Raw genomic sequence first — 19761 nt, 5'->3', positions numbered from 1 at the left:
TTGCAAAGCCCTTGGCAAGCGGCCATCCTTGCCCAGGACATCAGCCGCGGTGACCTCCGCGGCCTTTGAGGCATGCGCGAAAAGGGGAGACAGCCATGTCTGTTCAGCACGAACCGTCCCGTTCGGTCGACCGGCGGGTCCGCCTGCAGGGCCACCCCGTCGAGACCTACCCGGCCCTGCCGCCGGAGGCGGAACGGGGTGCGGTCCGCAGGATCACGGTGGTGGGCGAGGAAGTCCTGAGCCGCCCCTGCCGGGAGGTGACCGGGTTCGGCACTCCGGAGCTGTCTGCGCTGATCGACGACATGTTCCTGACCATGCACGTCGCCGACGGCGCCGGCCTGGCCGCCAACCAGGTCGGAGTCGACCTGCGCCTGTTCGTGTACGACTGCCCGGACGACCAGGGGGTCCGGCACGTCGGCCACATCATCAACCCGGTCCTTGAACTGCCGGAGCCGGGCAGCCGCCGGCTCGTCGACGAGTTCGAGGGCTGCCTGTCCGTGCCCGGCGCCACCATGGAGGTGCCCCGCACCGATCGGGCCGTCGTCCGCGGCTTCGACAAGGACGGCAACGCACTCCTCATCGAGGGGGCGGGCTACTTCGCCCGATGCCTGCAGCACGAGAGCGACCACCTCATCGGCCACACCTACCTCGACCGACTCTCCAAGCGGGACCGCAAGGACGCCCTCCGGCAGATGGACAACCGCCAGGACGACGTCTTCGCACAGCGCGAGACCAAGGCCGCCGCCCTGGAACGCTGAGCCGCGGTACGGAGCGGACTGTAGGGTCTCGCCGCCGATGACATGTCGATCCTCTGTGACCTGCTGGTTCTCTGTTGTCTCACCGCGACGTCACCCAAGATCAGTCTCGGATCGATGCCATTTCCTCGGCGGAACGATGAGTCTGCGGCTGAGCCACCGAGCACGCGGACTGCATGCGAGCTCAGATCGCGCACCGATGAGTTTCCCGCGCCGCGCCGGTCCGTACGCGTGAGACCGACTCACGGAAGGCTGGCGCCATGCGGAAATTGATCTACGGCATGAACCTGTCCCTGGACGGCTACATCGCCGCGCCCGGCGACGACATCGGCTGGAGCGTGCCCAGCGACGAGCTGTTCCAGTTTTGGTCCGACCAGTTGCAGGCGACCGACCTGACGCTGTACGGGCGCAAGCTTTGGCAGACGATGAGCTCCTACTGGCCGACCGGCGACCAGCAGCCCAACGCCACCCCGGCGGAGATCGAGTTCGCGCGCCGCTGGCGGGAGATGTCGAAGGTGGTGTTCTCCTCGAAGATCCACAAGGTCGACTGGAACACCCGCCTGGTCACCGGCGACGCGGTCGCCGAGATCACCCGCCTCAAGGCCGAGGACGGCGGCCCGATGGACATCGGCGGCGCGACGCTCGCCGGGGCGGCCATGCGGGCCGGTCTGATTGACGAGTACGTGCTGGCCACCACGCCGGTCCTGGTGGGCGGCGGCACACCGTTCTTCACCGCGCTGGACAGCTGGGTGAACCTGAACCTGGTGGAGACGCGGACGCTTCCCGGCGGCGTGATCCTGACCAGGTACGCGACGAGGCGCTGAGCAGCTTCCCGCTGCCTCACGGCTTGGACGGGTGTTTCCTCTCACCGTCGTGGCATTTCCTCAGCCGGGATCGTCTGGGCGGCTTGACCTGCCAGTCTCAGCTTCGTGTCAGATATGCCTTCGCTTGGCCGTCGCTCGTGAGATTTGGCCACGAAATCTGAGACCCCACACGGGCCCGGATCAGGTCTGCGCCATGTCCACGAAGCGCGAGTAATGGCCCTGGAAGGCGACCGTGATCGTCGCCGTCGGGCCGTTACGGTGCTTGCCCACGATGATGTCCGCCTCGCCCGCGCGCGGTGACTCCTTCTCGTACGCGTCCTCGCGATGCAGCAGGATCACCATGTCCGCGTCCTGCTCGATCGAGCCGGATTCACGCAGGTCGGAGACCATGGGCTTCTTGTCCGTACGCTGCTCGGGGCCACGGTTCAGCTGCGAGAGCGCGATCACCGGCAGCTCCAGCTCCTTGGCCAGGAGCTTGAGGTTTCGCGACATGTCCGAGACTTCCTGCTGGCGACTCTCGGACCGCTTGCCGCCCGACTGCATCAGCTGCAGGTAGTCGATGACGACGAGCTTCAGGTCGTTGCGCTGCTTGAGACGGCGGCACTTGGCACGGATCTCCATCATCGACAGGTTCGGGGAGTCGTCGATGTAGAGCGGGGCGGCCGAGACGTCCGGCATCCGGCGGGCGAGCCGGGTCCAGTCCTCGTCCGTCATCGTGCCTGAACGCATGTGGTGCAGCGCCACCCGCGCCTCGGCGGAGAGCAGGCGCATCGCGATCTCGTTGCGCCCCATTTCGAGCGAGAAGATCACGCTCGGCATGTTGTGCTTGATCGAGCATGCCCGCGCGAAGTCCAGGGCCAGTGTCGACTTACCCATGGCGGGACGGGCCGCAATGATGATCATCTGGCCCGGGTGCAGACCATTGGTGAGCTGGTCGAGGTCGGTGAAGCCGGTCGGCACACCGGTCATCTCCCCCGACCGCGAGCCGATCGCCTCGATCTCGTCGAGGGCGCCCTCCATGATGTCGCCGAGCGGCAGATAGTCCTCGGCGGTGCGCTGCTCGGTAACCGCGTAGATCTCGGCCTGGGCGCTGTTGACGATCTCGTCGACGTCGCCGTCGGCCGCGTATCCCATCTGCGTGATGCGCGTGCCGGCCTCGACGAGGCGGCGCAGGACCGCGCGCTCGTGGACGATCTCCGCGTAGTACTCGGCGTTCGCCGCCGTCGGGACCGTCTGGACCAGGGTGTGCAGATACGATGCGCCGCCGACCTTGGTGATCTCGCCGCGCTTGGTGAGTTCGGCGGCGACGGTGATCGGATCGGCCGGCTCGCCCTTCGCGTACAGGTCGAGGATCGAGGCGAAGATCGTCTCGTGCGCGGGCCGGTAGAAGTCATGGCCCTTGAGGACCTCGACGACATCGGCGATGGCGTCCTTGGAGAGCAGCATGCCGCCGAGCACGGACTGCTCGGCGTCGAGATCCTGCGGAGGGACGCGCTCGAACGACGAACCGCCGCCGTCCCAGCCGCCCTCGCGTCCGCGCTCGTGCTGCTCGTCGCGGCCCTTGCCTCCGTCGCGGCGCTGGCGGGAGACGGGCAGACGATCACTGGGACCGCTGTCGGCCCAGGGGTCGTCCAAAGGCTCGGAGATACTCACCGGGCCACCTCCTCCCGTCCGCCGAGCGGACCTCGCCGTGCCCCTCTTTCCTACGGCACGACACTGACAAATAAGGGGGCCCAACTCCGGTTCTGACGCGTCGGTTTTGCGGGGTTTCCGATGTCGTACGACGAGGCGGGCGCCGGACCACGGTAGGCCTGTGGGCACCGTCAGCCAATCTGGTTATCCACAGGCGGTGTGGATGACGGGCCCTACGCTGTGGAGAACCCGGCAAAACCTGTGCACGGGCCGGTGGACAGCCCTGTGAACAAGCCCTCAGGCATCTCAACAAATGACCTCTGACCTGCACCTTTCCCATCCACCGGCTGTGCAGAAGAAAAACTTCCCCAGTCGGATCAAGATCGTCGCAAACGGCGCGCCGCGGAGCGTCCCACGAGAGATCAAGTAAGGGTCTAAAGAACATTGCATCTCTTACCTGTGGAAGATTAGATTGGTGCCCATGACACAGGCTCCCGCGACGCCCAAGGCTGCCCGGCGAAGACACGACCGAGAGATCATCGCGCTCGCCGTCCCGGCCTTCGGCGCACTCGTCGCCGAGCCCCTCTTCGTGATGGCCGACAGCGCCATCGTCGGCCACCTCGGCACCGCGCAACTGGCCGGCCTCGGCGTCGCCTCGGCGCTCCTCACCACAGCGGTGAGCGTCTTCGTCTTCCTCGCCTACGCCACCACGGCCGCCGTCGCCCGCAGGGTGGGGGCCGGGGATCTCCAGGCCGCCATCCGCCAGGGCATGGACGGGATCTGGCTCGCGCTGCTCCTCGGCGCCGCCGTCATCGCCGTCGTCCTGCCCACCGCCCCCGCACTGGTGGAGCTTTTCGGCGCCTCGGACACCGCGGCTCCGTACGCCATCACGTATCTGCGGATCTCCTCGCTCGGCATCCCCGCCATGCTCGTCGTGCTCGCCGCCACCGGTGTACTGCGCGGTCTGCAGGACACCAGGACCCCGCTGTACGTCGCGATCGGCGGCTTCGTCGCCAACGGCGTCCTCAACGTCGGCCTGGTCTACGGCGCGGACCTCGGCATCGCCGGCTCCGCCTGGGGCACCGTCATCGCCCAGTGCGGCATGGCCGCCGTGTACCTCTTCGTCGTCGTACGCGGTGCCAGACGGCACGGCGCCTCGCTGCGCCCCGACGCCGCCGGGATCCGGGCCTGCGCCCAGGCCGGGGCACCCCTCCTGGTCCGCACGCTCTCACTGCGGGCCATCCTGATGATCGCCACCGCCGTGGCCGCCCGCCTCGGCGACGCCGACGTGGCAGCCCACCAGATCGTTCTCTCGCTGTGGAGTCTGCTGGCCTTCGCGCTGGACGCCATCGCCATCGCCGGGCAGGCGATCATCGGACGCTATCTGGGCGCCGACGATCCCGACGGCGCACGCGACGTCTGCCGACGAATGGTGCAGTGGGGCATCGCCTCAGGCGTCGTCCTCGGTCTGCTGGTCGTCCTCGCGCGGCCGTTGTTCATCCCTCTGTTCACCAGCGACGCCGCCGTCCAGGACGCGGCGCTGCCCGCCCTGGTGGTGGTGGCGCTCGCCCAGCCGATCTGCGGCATCGTCTTCGTGCTCGACGGTGTCCTGATGGGCGCGGGCGACGGACCGTATCTCGCTTGGGCGATGCTCATCACGCTGGCCGTCTTCACCCCCGTCGCCCTGGTCGTACCGACCCTCGGCGGAGGCCTGACGGCGCTGTGGGGAGCGATGACGCTGATGATGGCCGTGCGCATGGTAACCCTGTGGCTTCGCTCCCGCTCCGGCCGCTGGATCGTCACGGGCGCCATGCGCTGACTGTTTCACGCTGCTTCGGTTTCACGCTGTTTCACGTGAAACCACGCCAGATCGCACGAGGAAGGGGCCGCACCCAGTGGGTACGGCCCCTTCACTCAGTCCTGCCAAGCGCAGTGCTTAGGCGGAGACAACCTCGACGTTGACCTTGGCGGCAACCTCGGGGTGCAGACGCACGGACGTCGCGTGGGCGCCCAGGGTCTTGATCGGCGCACCCAGCTCGACGCGGCGCTTGTCGATCTTCGGGCCACCGGCAGCCTCGATCGCCGAAGCGACGTCAGCCGGGGTGACGGAACCGAAGAGACGACCGGCGTCGCCGGAGCGGACGGCCAGGCGGACCTTGACGGCCTCGAGCTGGGCCTTGACCTCGTTGGCCTGCTCGATCGTCGCGATCTCGTGGATCTTGCGAGCACGACGGATCTGCTCGACGTCCTTCTCGCCACCCTTGGTCCAGCGGATCGCGAAGTTCCGCGGGATCAGGTAGTTACGGGCGTAGCCGTCCTTGACGTCTACGACCTCGCCGGCGGCGCCGAGGCCGGAGACCTCGTGGGTGAGGATGATCTTCATTAGTCGGTCACCCTTCCCTTATCGCGCGGTGGACGTGTAGGGCAGCAGCGCCATCTCACGGCTGTTCTTCACGGCCGTGGCGACGTCACGCTGGTGCTGCGTGCAGTTGCCGGTCACGCGGCGGGCACGGATCTTGCCGCGGTCGGAAATGAACTTCCGCAGCATGTTCGTGTCCTTGTAGTCCACGTACGTGACCTTGTCCTTGCAGAACGCGCAGACCTTCTTCTTAGGCTTGCGCACAGGCGGCTTCGCCATGGTGTTTCTCCTGTGTGATCAAGAAGTGTGGGTACGGCCCCACCCCTGGCCCAAGGGCCACCAAGCCCTGAGGGCTTAGAAGGGGGGCTCGTCCGAGTAGCCGCCACCGGAGCCGCCGGAGCTTCCGCCCCAGCCGCCACCGCCGCCGCCCTGCTGGCCGCCGCCGGCAGGCGCACCGGTCGCCCAGGGGTCGTCGGCGGGAGCACCGCCGCCACCCTGCTGCTGACCGCCGCCGGAGCCACCGCCCCAGCCGCCGCCCTGCTGGCCGCCGCCACCGCCGCCGCCGTAACCGCCCTGGCCACCGCGACCGGTGGTCTTGGTGACCTTGGCCGTGGCGTTCTTCAGGCTGGCGCCGACTTCCTCGACGTCCAGCTCGTAGACCGTGCGCTTGATGCCCTCACGGTCCTCGTAGGACCGCTGCTTCAGTCGGCCCTGCACGATGACGCGCATGCCTCGCTGGAGCGACTCCGCGACGTTCTCCGCCGCCTGACGCCAGACCGAGCAGGTCAGGAACAGGCTCTCGCCGTCCTTCCACTCGTTCGTCTGACGGTCGAAGGTGCGGGGGGTGGACGCGACACGGAACTTCGCGACCGCCGCACCGGAGGGGGTGAAGCGCAGCTCGGGGTCGTCGACAAGATTGCCGACGACCGTGATGACGGTCTCGCCTGCCATGGGGGAACCTCTCGGCGGGTTTGCTGCTGGCTGCTTGCTGCTACTCGAATCCCGAGTGCCGCTGAGCTAGGAAGCTCAGTGGGTCTCGGGACGGAGGACCTTGGTCCGGAGGACCGACTCGTTCAGGTTCATCTGTCGGTCGAGCTCCTTGACGACCGCAGGCTCGGCCTGCAGGTCGATGACCGAGTAGATGCCCTCGGGCTTCTTCTTGATCTCGTAGGACAGACGACGACGGCCCCAGGTGTCGACCTTCTCGACCTTTCCGTTGCCCTCACGGACGACGGAGAGGAAGTTCTCGATCAGCGGGGAGACAGCGCGCTCCTCGAGATCGGGGTCGAGGATGACCATCACTTCGTAGTGACGCATGTGGAACCCACCTCCTTTGGACTCAGCGGCCACGGTCGTTCCGTGGCAGGAGGGTCGTGATGCGTACGCAACGGTATCGGCCGCCACTGACAATCGGCTCCCGAGAGCGGGGGCTCATGCCGTGGCCTGGGCAGACACCGGTGCAGACGGTACAGAGTACCCGCACCGAGGCTTCCGGTTGAAATCCGACGTCGGACGGGCAGAATCTGTACACATCGGGTGTGTATGGCGCTACGATGCGCCGCCTTCCGCAGGAGGTGCCTCACATGGCACAGACAATGCGTCCGAACACCGCCACCTCTCTCTTCGCCACGGACGGCAAGTCCCATCCGCTCCAGGACACGCTGGTCGGCGTGACGCTGGTGCTGGGTGCGATCGCCTTCGTGACCGCGATGTTCCACAACCTCCATCTGCTCAGCTCGTGGGCCGGCCTGGTCGGGATCGCCACGGGTGCGTACGGCCAGTTCATCTCGGCCACGACGCGAGAGCGGTTCGGCCTGATCCTGGGGCTCGGCGCCTCGGCGGTCGGCTTCTTCCTGGGCATGGCACACGGCGGACTCTTCGGCGGAATCGTCGGCTGACGACCTCGCGGCACCCCGGTCACGCAGTCGGCCGGGGGCCCAGGTTCCGTACGCCCAGACGGGTCGCTCGCAGGGCGCAGTAGGCTTCGGCGCGAGAGCCGGAGCCCCTGTACCCATGGGGACACACCAGCCCGAGGAGCGCCCCGAATGAGTCTGACCCTGAGGACCATCAGTCGCGAGCAGCATCTGGCATATATCCAGAGCCTGCCGTCGGCGAGTCATTGCCAGGTCCCGGCATGGGCTGACGTGAAGAGCGAATGGCGCTCGGAGAACCTGGGCTGGTTCGACGACAGGACCGGTCAGCTGGTCGGTGTCGGCCTGGTGCTCTACCGCCAGTTGCCCAAGCTGAAGCGGTATCTCGCGTACCTCCCCGAGGGTCCGGTCATCAATTGGTACGCCCCGAACCTGGACGAGTGGCTGCAGCCGATGCTGGCGCATCTCAAGCAGCAGGGCGCCTTCTCCGTGAAGATGGGCCCGCCGGTCGTCATCCGGCGCTGGGACGCTCCGGCGATCAAGGCGGGCATCCAGAACCCCGATGTGAAGCGCCTGCGGGACACCGAGGCCACGCACATCGAGCCGCGCGCCTTCGAGGTCTCCGACCGGCTGCGCCGCATGGGCTGGCAGCAGGGCGAGGACGGCGGCGCCGGCTTCGGTGACGTCCAGCCCCGCTTCGTCTTCCAGGTGCCGCTGGCCAACCGCTCCCTGGACGAGGTCCAGAAGGGCTTCAACCAGCTGTGGCGCCGCAACATCAAGAAGGCCGAGAAGGCCGGCGTCGAGGTCGTCCAGGGTGGTTACCAGGACCTCGCCGAGTGGCAGCGCCTGTACGAGATCACGGCGGTCCGCGACAAGTTCCGCCCGCGCCCGCTCGGCTACTTCCAGCAGATGTGGCAGGCCCTCAACTCCGAGGACCCCAACCGCATGCGGCTGTACTTCGCGCGGCACAACGGCGTGAACCTGTCGGCCGCGACGATGCTGGTCGTCGGCGGACACGTCTGGTACTCCTACGGCGCGTCGGACAACATCGGGCGCGAGGTCCGGCCCTCGAACGCGATGCAGTGGCGGATGCTCCGTGACGCCTACGCGATGGGTGCCACGGTCTATGACCTGCGCGGCATCTCCGACTCCCTGGACGAGACCGACCACCTCTTCGGCCTGATCCAGTTCAAGGTCGGCACCGGTGGCGAGGCCGCCGAGTACATCGGCGAGTGGGACTTCCCGCTCAACAAGCTGCTGCACAAGGCGCTCGACATCTACATGTCGCGCCGCTGATCCCGCACAATTTCCTTCCATAACTCTGATACACCGCAGACACGAGAAAGGTTCCGGGATCCAGCCATGGCGCTCACGCTCTATGTCGACACCGCGCGCTGGCGGGCACACCAGAAGCACATGCTGGAGCAGTTCCCGGGCATCGTCCCGGTCTGCAAGGGCAACGGCTACGGCTTCGGTCATGAGCGCCTGGCCGAGGAAGCCACGCGCTTCGGCTCCGACGTGCTCGCCGTGGGCACCACCTATGAAGCCGCCCGGATCAAGGACTGGTTCGGCGGCGACCTGCTGGTCCTGACCCCGTTCCGGCGGGGCGAGGAGCCGGTGCCGCTGCCCGACCGCGTCATCCGCTCCGTGTCGTCGCTCGACGGCGTGCACGGCCTCGTGGGCGCCCGCGTCGTCATCGAGGTCATGTCCTCGATGAAGCGCCACGGCATCAGCGAACAGGAGCTCCCGCAGCTGCACGCCGCCATCGAGGACGTACGCCTCGAAGGCTTCGCGATCCACCTGCCGCTGGACCGCACCGACGGCTCGGACGCCGTCGAGGAGGTCATCGGATGGATGGACCGCCTGCGCGCGGCCCGCCTCCCGCTGCACACGATGTTCGTCAGCCACCTCAAGGCCGGCGAACTCGCCCGTCTGCAGCAGCAGTTCCCGCAGACCCGCTTCCGCGCCCGCATCGGCACGAACCTCTGGCTGGGCGACCACGAGGCCACGGAGTACCGCGGCGCCGTCCTCGACGTCACCGCTGTCGCGAAGGGCGACCGCTTCGGCTACCGCCAGCAGAAGGCCGCCTCCGACGGCTGGCTGGTCGTGGTCGCGGGCGGCACCTCGCACGGCGTCGGCCTGGAGGCCCCGAAGGCCCTGCACGGCATGATGCCGCGGGCCAAGGGCGTGGCCCGCGCCGGTCTCGCGACCGTCAACCGCAACCTCTCGCCGTTCGTCTGGGCGGGCAAGCAGCGCTGGTTCGCGGAGCCGCCGCACATGCAGGTCTCCATCCTCTTCGTGCCCTCCGACGCACCGGAGCCGAAGGTCGGCGAGGAACTGGTGGCCCACCTGCGGCACACCACCACGCAGTTCGACCGGATCATCGACCGCTGAGCAGTCGGTCGTGCATGGGGAAGGGCCGGTACGACGTGTGTCGTACCGGCCCTTCCCCATGCACCGTTCGCCCAGAGTGAACGCCACGCGCCTCAGCGCGGCAGGTCGCTCGCCGACCCCCACTTCACACACGGCCCCGCGCTGGAGTGCGCAGTGGTCCGTGTCGGCTGCCCTCCTGGCGTCAGGACGAAGACGTCCTCCGCCCCGTCCAGGACACCCCCCGAAGGGTCGTCGTCCCCGGCTCTCCGCACCACGTCCCGCTCCGGCATCAGGATGTCGCGTACGACCACGACACACAGGTACAGCGTCCCCAACAGGTGGACGGCGATGGCCAGTTGATAGCCCTCGGTCGGCAGCCCCTTGTGGGCGTCTCCGCTCGTCGTGTACGCCAGGTACAGCCAGATCCCCAAGAAGTACGCGACCTCGCACGCCTGCCAGATCAGGAAGTCGCGCCAGCGCGGCCTCGCGAGCGCGGCGAGGGGGATCAGCCACAGCACGTACTGCGGTGAGTAGACCTTGTTGGTGAGGATGAAGGCGGCGACCACCAGGAAGGCGAGCTGTGCGAAGCGCGGGCGGCGCGGCGCGGTGAGCCCGAGCGCTCCTATGCCCAGACAGGCGAGCAGCATCAGTGCCAGCGCCAGGGTGTTGACCGTGTCGGTGGTCAGTGGGGAGTCCATGCGCTGGGAGAGGATCAGCCAGAAGGACCCGAAGTCGACGCCGCGCTCCTGGCTGAAGGTGTAGAACTTCGACCAGCCGTCGCTCGCGAGCAGCAGCACCGGAAGGTTGACGCCCAGCCAGGCTCCCGCCGTACCGAGCAGGGCAGTGCCGAACTCCCGCCACCGGCCCGCGCGCCAGCACAGAATCAGCAGCGGCCCGAGCAGCAGCACCGGATAGAGCTTGGCGGCCGTCGCGAGCCCGAGGAGCACACCGAAGGCGAGTACACGCGCGCGTGCCCACATCATCATCGCCGCGGCCGTGAGAGCGACGGCGAACAGGTCCCAGTTGATGGTGGCCGTCAGCGCGAAGGCCGGTGCCAGGGCGACCAGCAGAGCGTCCCAAGGACGGCGCCGGTGGGTGCGGGCGACGCAGACGGCGATGACCGCGGCGCAGACCATCAGCATCCCGGCGTTGACCATCCAGTAGATCTTCTCCTGGTGCTGGATGGAGCCGCTGCCGGGAGTCACCCAGGAGGCCACCTCCATGAACACCCCGGTGAGGACCGGATACTCGAGGTACTCCATGTCGCCGGGCAGCTTGTCGAAGTACGGCACGAGACCGTCGGCGAAGCCACGCCCCTGGTAGAGATGCGGGATGTCGGAGTAGCACGCGTGCGTGTACTGCGAGCTCGCCCCGAAGAACCACGCGCCGTTGTAGCAGGGCATCTTCTGGATCATTCCGAGCGCGAACATCCCGATTGCGACGAGCGCAATGATGCGTACGGGCGTCCACCAGGTCGCCGCGAACAGCACTCTTCGGCCGATGGGGCCGCCGATCAGCTCACTGCCGGCCCTGGCGACCTCGTCCTCCTTCGTGGGCCGTACCGGATCCGGCTCCGGTTCCTGCGGGCTCACAGGCTCGTACACGCTCGTGCGCGGCGTCTCTGCGCTCGGGTCTGCGCTGGGGTCTGCACTGGGCATGACCGCCATCCTGCCGTACGCGACTGAGAACACGGAGAGGGCCGCCGCACCCATCGGTGCGACGACCCTCGTTTCACGTGAAACATCCGCGGGGGAGTCCCCGGCGTCCCGCCGGCTCGGTCCGGCGGTCTCGGCTCAGCCGTCCGAACCGGAGATGAAGCCGCCTCCACTGCCATTGCCGTTGCCGTTGTTCCCGCCACCACCGGTCGGATCCTCGGTGGCCGGTGGCGACTCGCCGCCGGGGCCACCGTCGACTCCTCCGTCAGCACCACCGTTCTCCTGGCCACCGTCGTGGTTGCAGTCCCAGTCGAACGGGTCGCAGGATTCACCGGGGTCAGGCGACTCCGTCGGAGGCTTCGAGGATTCGGACTCCGTGGGCGTGGGCGACGTGGTCTCCTCGGGCTCCTCGGTCTCCGTCGGGGACGGCGGCGGAGGCGGAGTCTCGCCGACGAGCTCACCGATCGGCTTCGGCACGGGGAAGTTCACGACCTTCGCGCCCTTGAGCGCCTGCGTCATGTAGTCCTGCCAGATCTGCGCGGGGAACGAGGCACCGTGGATCTTCTCCTCGCCACCCGTGCCGAACATCTCCAGGAACTCGCGCTTCTTGTTGTTCTCGTCGTCGTCGAGTCGGTACATGCTGATCGCCGTCGACAGCTGCGGGGTGTAGCCGACGAACCAGGCGGACTTGTTGCCGTCGGTCGTACCGGTCTTGCCGGCGACCTGGCGGCCCTGCAGCCGGGCCGACGTACCGGTGCCCTTCTCCACGACGGTCCTCAGCACGTCGGTGACGTTGTCGGCGACCTCCGAGGTGAAGACCCGCTTGGTCTCCTTCTCGTGCTGGTAGACCGTGTCGCCCTCGTGCTCGACCTCGGTGACCGAGTACGGCTCGTTCTGCTCGCCGCTGGCCGCGAAGGTGGAGTACGCCCCGGCCATCCGGATCGCGCTCGGCGACGAGGTACCGAGCGAGAAGGACGGGTAATTGGCACTGGCCATGGAGGTGTCGTCCTTGAGACCGGCCTCCATGGCCGTCTCCTTCACCTTGTCCAGGCCGACGTCCATGCCGAGCTGCACATAGGCCGAGTTGACCGACTCCCGCATCGCCTCACGCAGGTCGATCTGGTAGGTCGGGGCGTTGTAGGACTGGTCTCCGTCGTTCGTCTGGAGCCACTCCTTGCCTTCCCGGTCGGTCCAGACGTCCCCGTTGTACTTCTGGATCTTGAGCTTGTTCTTGCCGCTGTACAGGCTCTTCGGGTTGACGACGGTGCGCTCGGTGTCGGACTGGACCTCGGCGCCCTCCGGGTCCCGCACTCCGTGCTTGAAAGCAGCGGCCAGCACGAACGGCTTGTACGTCGAACCGACCTGGGCACCGGTCTGGTCGGCGTTGTTGGTGAAGTGCTTCGTCGCGTCCTCACCACCGTAGATGGCCTTGATCGCACCGTCCTTCGGGCTCACGGAGGCACCACCGAACTGGACGTGCGTGTCCTTGTCCGGGCGCAGCTTCGGCTTGATCTTGTCCTTCTGGACCTTCTTCACCGCTTTCTCGAGTTCCTTGACCTTCTTCCTGTCGAAGGTCGTGTGGATCTCGTAGCCGCCCTGTTGGAGCTTCTCGGCGGTGATGTCGGTGTTCCTGATGACGTACGCCTTGGCCAGGTCCACGAGGTAACCGGTCTGGCCGGCGAGCTGGGTGTTCGACCGCGGGTTCTGCAGCTTGGGGAACTTGTTGTACTTGCCCCGCTCCTCGGCGGTCAGACGACCGTCCTTGACCTCTTCGTCGAGGATCCACGCCCAGCGCTTCTTGGCACGCTCAGTGTTGTCCTTGCTGTTGGCCGCAGGGTCGATCTCGGGGTAGCCGGCCGGGTCGTAGTACGTGGCGCCCTTGAGTACCGTGGCGAGGAGAGCGCACTCGCTCGGGTCCAGCTCTTTGGCTTCCTTGTCGAAGTACGCCCGCGCCGCCGCCTGGATGCCGTACGCCCCACGACCGTAGTAAGCGGTGTTGAGGTAGCCGGCCATGATGTCCTCCTTGGGGACCGTCCGGCCGACCTTTATCGAGATGAAGAGCTCTTTGAACTTACGGGTGAACGTCTGCGACTGGTCGCCCAGGCGCGCGTTCTTCACGTACTGCTGGGTGATGGTGGAGCCACCCTGGGTCTGCCCGCCCTTGGCCATGTTGACCAGGGCACGGGTGATGCCCATCGGGTCGATGCCCTTGTCTTTCTCGAAGGTCTTGTTCTCCGCCGACATGACGGCGAAGCGCATCTCCTTGGGGATGTCGTCGTAGTCGATGATCTGGCGGTTGCGCTCACCGCCGGTCGCGACCATTTGCTTGCCGTCGGCCCAGTAGTAGACGTTGTTCTGGGCCTTGGCCGCCTTGTCGACCTCCGGCACCTCCACCAGGGCGTACGAGATGCCGGCGACCGCCATCAGGCTGCCGAGGAAGCCGATGAACACGCCGCTGACCAGACGCCACGACGGGATCCAGCGCCGCGCGCCGTGCCTGCCCGCGCGCGGGTAGTCGATGAACCTCTTCTTGCGGGGCGGCTCGGCGCCCCGTCCCCTGCCGCGCCCGGGGCCGCTCGGACCACCGGGCCCGCCACCACCACGACGGCCACCGCCGCCGGCGCCGGAGCGCCCGCCGCCGGACCCGTCGGGCGCTCTGCGACGACTGCCGCCCGCACCCACCGAACCACTGCGCTGAGCGGCGCGACGGGCCTCGGCCCGTCCGCCGTAAGGGCGGTCCCCGTCGTCCGGGGCCCCTGATCCATGCGACCCATAGGAGGAAGAGGGCGATCCAGTGGCGCCCCGCGGTGCCGCGCGGCGGCCCGACGACGCTCCTGGGGCGCCGCGCCTGGCCGCGGCGCGTCCGCCACCCTGCGGCTGCGGCGGTTTGCGACGGTGCTCGCTCATCGAACGATTACTCCTCGGGCAGGCGCAGCTGTCCACGCCTGGAAACGGCGGCTGGTTTCCGGTCCCCCCGAAGTACGGATGCGCCCGTTCCGGCGCTCACCCGCACTACACCGGGGACGACGACGCTCCCTCGCGTCACTTGGTTCCCGGCGGCATGCATGGCGCACAGACTACGCACCGTCAAAACCCTCGTAGAGCTGAAGTTCACCCCAAATCAGGCAAGTTACTTCCTACGAATCGGTGATGTGACGCCGTTCACCGTGCCCCCTCTTGTCTCAGCCGGATCGCCGTTCTATCGTCTCGATGTATCGAGTCGATACATCAGCTCGGCATAAAGGTCGTACTGAGAGACCGCGGCAGACGGGAGGCGACGATGAGCAGGCGCTCCGGCATCCTGGAATTCGCCGTGCTCGGTCTGCTCCGCGAGTCCCCGATGCACGGCTATGAGCTGCGGAAACGACTCAATACGTCGCTGGGGGTGTTCCGCGCCTTCAGCTACGGGACCCTCTATCCGTGCCTCAAGACGCTGGTCGCCAACGGCTGGTTGATCGAGGAGCCGGGCAGCAACCCCGAGGACGCCCTCGCAGCTCCACTCTCAGGGCGTCGCGCCAAGATCGTCTATCGGTTGACGGCGGAAGGTAAGGAGCATTTCGAGGATCTGCTCTCGCAGACCGGCCCCGACGCGTACGAGGACGAGCACTTCGCCGCCCGCTTCGCCTTCTTCGGGCAGACCTCGCGGGACGTACGCATGCGGGTGCTCGAGGGCCGCCGCAGCCGACTCGAAGAGCGCCTGGAGAAGATGCGCGCCTCCCTGGCCCGTACCCGGGAGCGCCTGGACGACTACACGCTTGAGCTCCAGCGGCACGGCATGGAGTCCGTGGAGCGCGAAGTGCGCTGGCTGAACGAGCTCATCGAGAGCGAGCGAGCGGGACGGGACCAGCAACGGTCCGCCCCCGACAGCTCCGCTCAACAGAACAGCACATCAGGGGAGTCGGCGGTCCTGCCCCGGCGGCGGGAGAACAACCCGCCGCCGGATCCGTCCGATGACCCCGCCAAGTGAGACCCGGCGTTTTGCAGGGTTTCATCCGGAATACCGAGATCACACAGGGAGCAACCGGAATGGGTTCGGTTCGCGTAGCCATCGTCGGCGTGGGCAACTGCGCCGCCTCGCTGGTCCAGGGCGTCGAGTTCTACAAGGACGCCGACCCGGACACCAAGGTCCCGGGCCTGATGCACGTCCAGTTCGGCGACTACCACGTCGGTGACGTCGAGTTCGTCGCCGCCTTCGACGTCGACGCGAAGAAGGTCGGCCTCGACCTCGCGGACGCCATCGGTGCCAGCGAGAACAACACCATCAAGATCTGCGACGTGCCGAACACCGGCGTCCAGGTCCAGCGCGGCCACACCCTCGACGGCCTGGGCAAGTACTACCGCCAGACCATCGAGGAGTCCGCCGAGGCCCCGGTCGACGTGGTCCAGATCCTCAAGGACCGCCAGGTCGACGTGCTCGTCTGCTACCTGCCCGTGGGCTCCGAGGACGCCGCGAAGTACTACGCGCAGTGCGCCATCGACGCCAAGGTCGCGTTCGTCAACGCCCTGCCGGTCTTCATCGCCGGCACCAAGGAGTGGGCGGACAAGTTCACCGAGGCCGGTGTCCCGATCGTCGGCGACGACATCAAGTCGCAGGTCGGCGCCACCATCACGCACCGCGTGATGGCGAAGCTGTTCGAGGACCGCGGTGTCCGTCTCGAGCGCACCATGCAGCTCAACGTCGGCGGCAACATGGACTTCAAGAACATGCTCGAGCGCGACCGCCTCGAGTCCAAGAAGATCTCGAAGACGCAGGCCGTCACCTCGCAGATCCCGGACCGCGAGCTGGGCGAGAAGAACGTCCACATCGGCCCGTCGGACTACGTGGCGTGGCTCGACGACCGCAAGTGGGCGTACGTCCGCCTCGAGGGCCGCGCCTTCGGTGAGGTCCCGCTGAACCTGGAGTACAAGCTCGAGGTCTGGGACTCCCCGAACTCGGCCGGTGTCATCATCGACGCCCTGCGCGCCGCGAAGATCGCCAAGGACCGCGGCATCGGCGGCCCGATCCTCTCCGCGTCGAGCTACTTCATGAAGTCCCCGCCGGTCCAGTACTTCGACGACGAGGCCTACGCGAACGTCGAGAAGTTCATCAAGGGCGAGGTCGAGCGCTAGCGAGACCCGGAGGGCGCGCCAACCGCCTTCTCCTTGTGACGTGTTGAGGGTCCTCGGGCATTCCGCCCGAGGACCCTCTTCGTATGTGAGGCTTGGCCCATGGCTGTCGTCGGTGACCTGCGGATACTGCTGCGGCTGCGGGACTTCCGGCGACTGCTCGCCGTACGACTGATCTCGCAGGGCGCGGACGGTGTCTATCAGGTCGCCCTCGCGGCGTACGTCGTCTTCTCGCCGGAGAAGCAGGCCTCGCCCGGAGCGATCGCCTCCGCCATGGCCGTGCTGCTTCTCCCGTACTCCTTGATCGGGCCTTTCGCCGGTGTCCTGCTCGACCGCTGGCAGCGCCGCCAGGTCTTCCTGTACGGCAATCTCCTGCGGGCCGGGCTTGCGTCACTGACCGCGCTGCTGATGCTCAGTGACGTCCCCGACTGGCTCTTCTACGCCTCCGCGCTGTGCGTCACGGCCGTCAACCGCTTCGTCCTGGCCGGGCTCTCGGCCGCCCTGCCCCGCGTCGTCGACGCCGACCGCCTGGTCATCGCCAACTCCCTCTCGCCGACCGCGGGGACGCTCGCCGCGACCGTGGGAGGCGGCCTCGCCTTCGTCGTCCGTCTGGTGGCGTCGGACTCGGACGCGGCGGTGGTGCTCCTCGGCGCCGGCCTGTACCTCTGTGCGGCGCTCGCGTCCCTCCGCATGGCCCGTGAACTGCTCGGCCCGGACCCTGAGTTGGTGCAGCCACGCCTGGCGGTCGCGCTGGCCGGGACGGCCCGAGGCCTGCGAGCGGGAGTACGCCATCTGGCGCAGCGCCCCGCGGCCGCCCGCGCGCTGGCCGCGATGACGGTGATGCGGTTCTGCTACGGCGCGCTCACGGTCATGGTCCTGATGTTGTGCCGGTACGCCTGGACGTCGACGGAGTCCGACGGGCTCGCGCTGCTGGGACTTGCCGTGGGGATCTCCGGCGCGGGGTTCTTCGTGGCCGCCGTGGTGACGCCTTCCGCGGTGGCGCGGCTGGGGGCGAGCGGCTGGATCGTGGCCTGCGCGGCGACAGCGGCGGTCCTGGAGCCGGCCCTGGGCCTCCCCTTCGAGCCCGTCCCCCTGCTCATCGCCGCCTTCGTCCTCGGCCTCACGACTCAGGGCGCGAAGATCGCCACGGACACGGTGGTGCAGTCCTCGGTGGACGATGGCTTCCGCGGCCGAATCTTCTCCGTCTACGACGTCCTCTTCAACGTCGCTTTCGTCGGCGCGGCAGCGGTGGCAGCCCTGATGCTGCCGCCTGACGGCAGGTCGGTTCCGCTTGTCGTGGGGGTGGCACTGCTCTACGCGGCAGTTGCCGCCTACATGTTCCAGGCAGAAAAGAGACGAGCATCGGGCTAGTGCAGCAGTTACAGCCTTGGCCGCCTGTGCCAAAACCCATCTTTCTCTGAAGAACCTCAACTCCCTTGTTCCAGGAGAAGTTCCCATGAACTGATCTTGCTCAGTGCGCGGCTACGACCACCCGAGCACAACAGCACAGGACCTCACTTTCCAGAAATCGGGGAATGTCAATGAAGAATCGCGCCAAGCATGGTGTAGCAGCATCGTTCAGCGCTGTCGCCCTCCTCGCAGGCACCGTTACCCAGGCCTCCGCCACCGAGATTACGCAGCCCACAACCATGCAGGGCGACCTCGTCGCTACGCCGGCCGCGTACGTCGACTATCTGCGCCACTCCGGCGAAGAGGGCGCTGCTGACGCCCTCAAGAAGTTCCAGCGCCTGACGAAGACCCAGCAGAATAAGTTCATCGACTATCTGCACGACCCGGCCCTGCTCAAGTCACTCCTCGAGGAGGCCGGGAATCAGGGAGGCGGAATTTCGGTCTACTCCCGGAGCGGCAAGAGCACGACCTCACTGCACAACGGCGACGTCACCATCGGACAAGAGCGCACAATCAGCGGTCGCTCCTCCACGGCTAAGGGAGCCCTGCCCAAGGGAAATCACGAGGCGAAGTACACCACTTATGTCAAGTACTTCGGCATCAAGGTCATAAAGCTCAGTCTGTGGGTCAACTTCCACAGCAATGGACGAGACATCACTAAGGCGAACCATGCCGACGCCGGCAAGACGAACCTCAGCGGCGCCATCAGCCTCTCCAAGGGCACTCCGAAGAAGTCACTGAGCAAGTGGACCCGATGCCGCACCTTTGACCACTGCACCAGCGGCCACAACGTTGACGCGTCAGTCGTCTGGGAGGGCAACGTGCTGTTCAAGGGAAGCAGCTTCCAGATCGACAAGGAGCAGTGGATGAGGGCCGGTGTCGACGGCAAGCTCGTCAGCTACTACCTCCACAACGTGTAGATAGGACGGGCAACCAATTCGTGGGGCTATGACCTGATTTGAAGCGCAGTAAGTGTCACATCAGTGCCACAGAGTCCCTGTGGGTTTCAGAGATACCGCTTCTCCTCGATAACTTACGGGCGTCTTATTCGCGCCATCGCGTTCTCGTTCGAGGGGGACCCCCAAAGTGACCACTCCGCCGCCCCAGGGCCAGACTCCGTACCCGCCCCAGGGCCAGAACCCCTATGGCCAGCCCCAGGGTGGAGCTCCTTACGGCCAGCAGGCACCAGCGGCTCCGTACCCGCCGCAGCAGGGCCAGCCGGGCATGCCGCAGCAGCCGTATCCGGCCTTCAATCAGGGTGCGCCGGTTCCGCCGCAGCCCGCTCGCGGCCGGGGCGGCCGCAAGCTGCTTCTGCGCATAGGCGGCTTCGTCCTGGTCGCGATCCTCATAGGCGTCGGCAAGTGGTACCTCGGCAAGAGTGACGCCGAATCCACCACCGTCGGCAGCTGCATGCACAACAAGGGCACGCAGATCTCGCCGGACCTGGAAGAGGTCGACTGCTCCTCGAGCGACTCCGAGTTCGAGGTCGTCGAGAAGTTCGACAACACCAGCGACAGCACCAAGTGCGAGGCCGTCAAGACCTCCGAGATCGCCTACTACCAGCAGGGCAAGGGCCACAACGTCGTGCTCTGCCTGAAGGAAACCAAGTAAGCGACGGCCGAGGGGCGCTGTTTCACGGTTTCACGTGAAACAGCGCCCCTCAGCACATAACGGACCAGTGGTTGTTTCACGTGAAACAAACAACCCCCGCCACAGCTCTGCTACGCCCACCACACCAAGAGCGCACCCACCGCCCCCTCCCGCACCCACGCCCCG

Annotated in this window: 18 protein-coding genes; 11 read left to right on the top strand and 7 right to left on the bottom strand. The window is 67.1% G+C overall.

Features of this window, described 5'->3' with window-relative positions; all coding sequences use genetic code 11:
• Nucleotides 1–95 precede the first annotated feature (95 nt).
• Together def and AB0B50_RS29765 are read left to right on the top strand one after the other, a co-directional pair.
• Complete coding sequence (def, locus tag AB0B50_RS29770) at nt 96–758, top strand: peptide deformylase (RefSeq protein WP_362338655.1); 663 nt, start codon at nt 96–98, stop codon at nt 756–758.
• A 257-nt stretch (nt 759–1015) separates the two neighbouring features.
• A complete protein-coding gene (locus AB0B50_RS29765; RefSeq protein ID WP_362338652.1) occupies nt 1016–1579 on the top strand; it encodes a dihydrofolate reductase family protein in 564 nt (187 codons plus the stop codon).
• 180 nt (nt 1580–1759) lie between these two features.
• On the opposite strand, the gene dnaB is transcribed toward AB0B50_RS29765, so the two are convergent.
• Nucleotides 1760–3232: a replicative DNA helicase gene (gene dnaB, locus AB0B50_RS29760; RefSeq protein ID WP_362338650.1), complete on the bottom strand. Its 1473-nt coding sequence runs from the start codon at nt 3230–3232 to the stop codon at nt 1760–1762.
• A gap of 460 nt (nt 3233–3692) precedes the next feature.
• Between dnaB and AB0B50_RS29755 the strand changes: the two genes are divergently transcribed.
• On the top strand, nt 3693–5030 hold the full coding sequence (locus AB0B50_RS29755; protein WP_362338648.1) for an MATE family efflux transporter: 1338 nt from the start codon (nt 3693–3695) through the stop codon (nt 5028–5030).
• 117 nt (nt 5031–5147) lie between these two features.
• Here the strand turns inward: AB0B50_RS29755 and rplI are convergent, their stop codons facing one another.
• The 4 genes from rplI to rpsF form a co-directional block, all read right to left on the bottom strand.
• A complete protein-coding gene (rplI, locus tag AB0B50_RS29750) occupies nt 5148–5594 on the bottom strand; it encodes a 50S ribosomal protein L9 (RefSeq protein ID WP_362338645.1) in 447 nt (148 codons plus the stop codon).
• Between the two features lie 18 nt (nt 5595–5612).
• The gene (gene rpsR / locus AB0B50_RS29745; protein ID WP_003949403.1) at nt 5613–5849 is read right to left on the bottom strand and encodes a 30S ribosomal protein S18; all 237 of its coding nucleotides are present in this window, start codon (nt 5847–5849) and stop codon (nt 5613–5615) included.
• A 75-nt stretch (nt 5850–5924) separates the two neighbouring features.
• The gene (locus tag AB0B50_RS29740) at nt 5925–6521 is read right to left on the bottom strand and encodes a single-stranded DNA-binding protein (RefSeq protein ID WP_055699822.1); all 597 of its coding nucleotides are present in this window, start codon (nt 6519–6521) and stop codon (nt 5925–5927) included.
• Between the two features lie 75 nt (nt 6522–6596).
• Nucleotides 6597–6887 carry a 30S ribosomal protein S6 gene (rpsF, locus tag AB0B50_RS29735; protein WP_006604399.1) on the bottom strand — a complete coding sequence of 97 codons (291 nt, stop codon included), beginning with the start codon at nt 6885–6887 and terminating at the stop codon, nt 6597–6599.
• 266 nt (nt 6888–7153) lie between these two features.
• On the opposite strand from rpsF, the gene AB0B50_RS29730 reads away from it, so the two are divergent.
• The 3 genes from AB0B50_RS29730 to AB0B50_RS29720 all read left to right on the top strand — a co-directional run bounded on the left by AB0B50_RS29730 (nt 7154) and on the right by AB0B50_RS29720 (nt 9835).
• On the top strand, nt 7154–7468 hold the full coding sequence (locus AB0B50_RS29730; RefSeq protein WP_362338642.1) for a hypothetical protein: 315 nt from the start codon (nt 7154–7156) through the stop codon (nt 7466–7468).
• A gap of 147 nt (nt 7469–7615) precedes the next feature.
• Nucleotides 7616–8737, top strand: coding sequence for a peptidoglycan bridge formation glycyltransferase FemA/FemB family protein (locus tag AB0B50_RS29725; RefSeq protein WP_362338639.1), 1122 nt, complete (start codon nt 7616–7618; stop codon nt 8735–8737).
• Between the two features lie 66 nt (nt 8738–8803).
• A complete protein-coding gene (locus AB0B50_RS29720; RefSeq protein ID WP_362338636.1) occupies nt 8804–9835 on the top strand; it encodes an alanine racemase in 1032 nt (343 codons plus the stop codon).
• A 92-nt stretch (nt 9836–9927) separates the two neighbouring features.
• Here the strand turns inward: AB0B50_RS29720 and AB0B50_RS29715 are convergent, their stop codons facing one another.
• Nucleotides 9928–11472 carry a glycosyltransferase 87 family protein gene (locus AB0B50_RS29715; RefSeq protein WP_362338633.1) on the bottom strand — a complete coding sequence of 515 codons (1545 nt, stop codon included), beginning with the start codon at nt 11470–11472 and terminating at the stop codon, nt 9928–9930.
• Nucleotides 11473–11607: 135 nt separating this feature from the next.
• On the bottom strand, nt 11608–14376 hold the full coding sequence (locus AB0B50_RS29710; protein ID WP_362338630.1) for a transglycosylase domain-containing protein: 2769 nt from the start codon (nt 14374–14376) through the stop codon (nt 11608–11610).
• 373 nt (nt 14377–14749) lie between these two features.
• Between AB0B50_RS29710 and AB0B50_RS29705 the strand changes: the two genes are divergently transcribed.
• From AB0B50_RS29705 to AB0B50_RS29685, 5 genes are all read left to right on the top strand, one after another.
• On the top strand, nt 14750–15436 hold the full coding sequence (locus tag AB0B50_RS29705) for a helix-turn-helix transcriptional regulator (protein ID WP_362338627.1): 687 nt from the start codon (nt 14750–14752) through the stop codon (nt 15434–15436).
• Between the two features lie 59 nt (nt 15437–15495).
• Nucleotides 15496–16578, top strand: a complete 1083-nt coding sequence (locus tag AB0B50_RS29700; RefSeq protein ID WP_362338625.1) for an inositol-3-phosphate synthase — start codon at nt 15496–15498, stop codon at nt 16576–16578.
• Between the two features lie 99 nt (nt 16579–16677).
• Nucleotides 16678–17946 carry an MFS transporter gene (locus tag AB0B50_RS29695; protein WP_362338622.1) on the top strand — a complete coding sequence of 423 codons (1269 nt, stop codon included), beginning with the start codon at nt 16678–16680 and terminating at the stop codon, nt 17944–17946.
• A gap of 170 nt (nt 17947–18116) precedes the next feature.
• Nucleotides 18117–18905 carry a hypothetical protein gene (locus AB0B50_RS29690; RefSeq protein ID WP_362338619.1) on the top strand — a complete coding sequence of 263 codons (789 nt, stop codon included), beginning with the start codon at nt 18117–18119 and terminating at the stop codon, nt 18903–18905.
• A gap of 304 nt (nt 18906–19209) precedes the next feature.
• Nucleotides 19210–19596, top strand: coding sequence for a hypothetical protein (locus AB0B50_RS29685; protein ID WP_362338616.1), 387 nt, complete (start codon nt 19210–19212; stop codon nt 19594–19596).
• Nucleotides 19597–19761 lie beyond the last annotated feature (165 nt).

Origin of the sequence: Streptomyces sp. NPDC041068, from assembly GCF_040647455.1 — a bacterium.
In the GTDB taxonomy this organism is placed as follows: domain Bacteria; phylum Actinomycetota; class Actinomycetes; order Streptomycetales; family Streptomycetaceae; genus Streptomyces.
This window is presented reverse-complemented; position numbering and strand designations above follow the sequence as displayed.

Bases quoted from the DNA above. Each gene is read 5' to 3' on its own strand.
- def (WP_362338655.1), top strand. From the start codon at position 96: ATGTCTGTTCAGCACGAACCGTCCCGTTCGGTCGACCGGCGGGTCCGC.
- AB0B50_RS29765 (WP_362338652.1), top strand. From the start codon at position 1,016: ATGCGGAAATTGATCTACGGCATGAACCTGTCCCTGGACGGCTACATC.
- AB0B50_RS29755 (WP_362338648.1), top strand. From the start codon at position 3,693: ATGACACAGGCTCCCGCGACGCCCAAGGCTGCCCGGCGAAGACACGAC.
- rplI (WP_362338645.1), bottom strand. From the start codon at position 5,594: ATGAAGATCATCCTCACCCACGAGGTCTCCGGCCTCGGCGCCGCCGGC.
- rpsR (WP_003949403.1), bottom strand. From the start codon at position 5,849: ATGGCGAAGCCGCCTGTGCGCAAGCCTAAGAAGAAGGTCTGCGCGTTC.
- AB0B50_RS29740 (WP_055699822.1), bottom strand. From the start codon at position 6,521: ATGGCAGGCGAGACCGTCATCACGGTCGTCGGCAATCTTGTCGACGAC.
- rpsF (WP_006604399.1), bottom strand. From the start codon at position 6,887: ATGCGTCACTACGAAGTGATGGTCATCCTCGACCCCGATCTCGAGGAG.
- AB0B50_RS29730 (WP_362338642.1), top strand. From the start codon at position 7,154: ATGGCACAGACAATGCGTCCGAACACCGCCACCTCTCTCTTCGCCACG.
- AB0B50_RS29725 (WP_362338639.1), top strand. From the start codon at position 7,616: ATGAGTCTGACCCTGAGGACCATCAGTCGCGAGCAGCATCTGGCATAT.
- AB0B50_RS29720 (WP_362338636.1), top strand. From the start codon at position 8,804: ATGGCGCTCACGCTCTATGTCGACACCGCGCGCTGGCGGGCACACCAG.
- AB0B50_RS29715 (WP_362338633.1), bottom strand. From the start codon at position 11,472: ATGCCCAGTGCAGACCCCAGCGCAGACCCGAGCGCAGAGACGCCGCGC.
- AB0B50_RS29710 (WP_362338630.1), bottom strand. From the start codon at position 14,376: ATGAGCGAGCACCGTCGCAAACCGCCGCAGCCGCAGGGTGGCGGACGC.
- AB0B50_RS29705 (WP_362338627.1), top strand. From the start codon at position 14,750: ATGAGCAGGCGCTCCGGCATCCTGGAATTCGCCGTGCTCGGTCTGCTC.
- AB0B50_RS29700 (WP_362338625.1), top strand. From the start codon at position 15,496: ATGGGTTCGGTTCGCGTAGCCATCGTCGGCGTGGGCAACTGCGCCGCC.
- AB0B50_RS29695 (WP_362338622.1), top strand. From the start codon at position 16,678: ATGGCTGTCGTCGGTGACCTGCGGATACTGCTGCGGCTGCGGGACTTC.
- AB0B50_RS29690 (WP_362338619.1), top strand. From the start codon at position 18,117: ATGAAGAATCGCGCCAAGCATGGTGTAGCAGCATCGTTCAGCGCTGTC.
- AB0B50_RS29685 (WP_362338616.1), top strand. From the start codon at position 19,210: ATGCCGCAGCAGCCGTATCCGGCCTTCAATCAGGGTGCGCCGGTTCCG.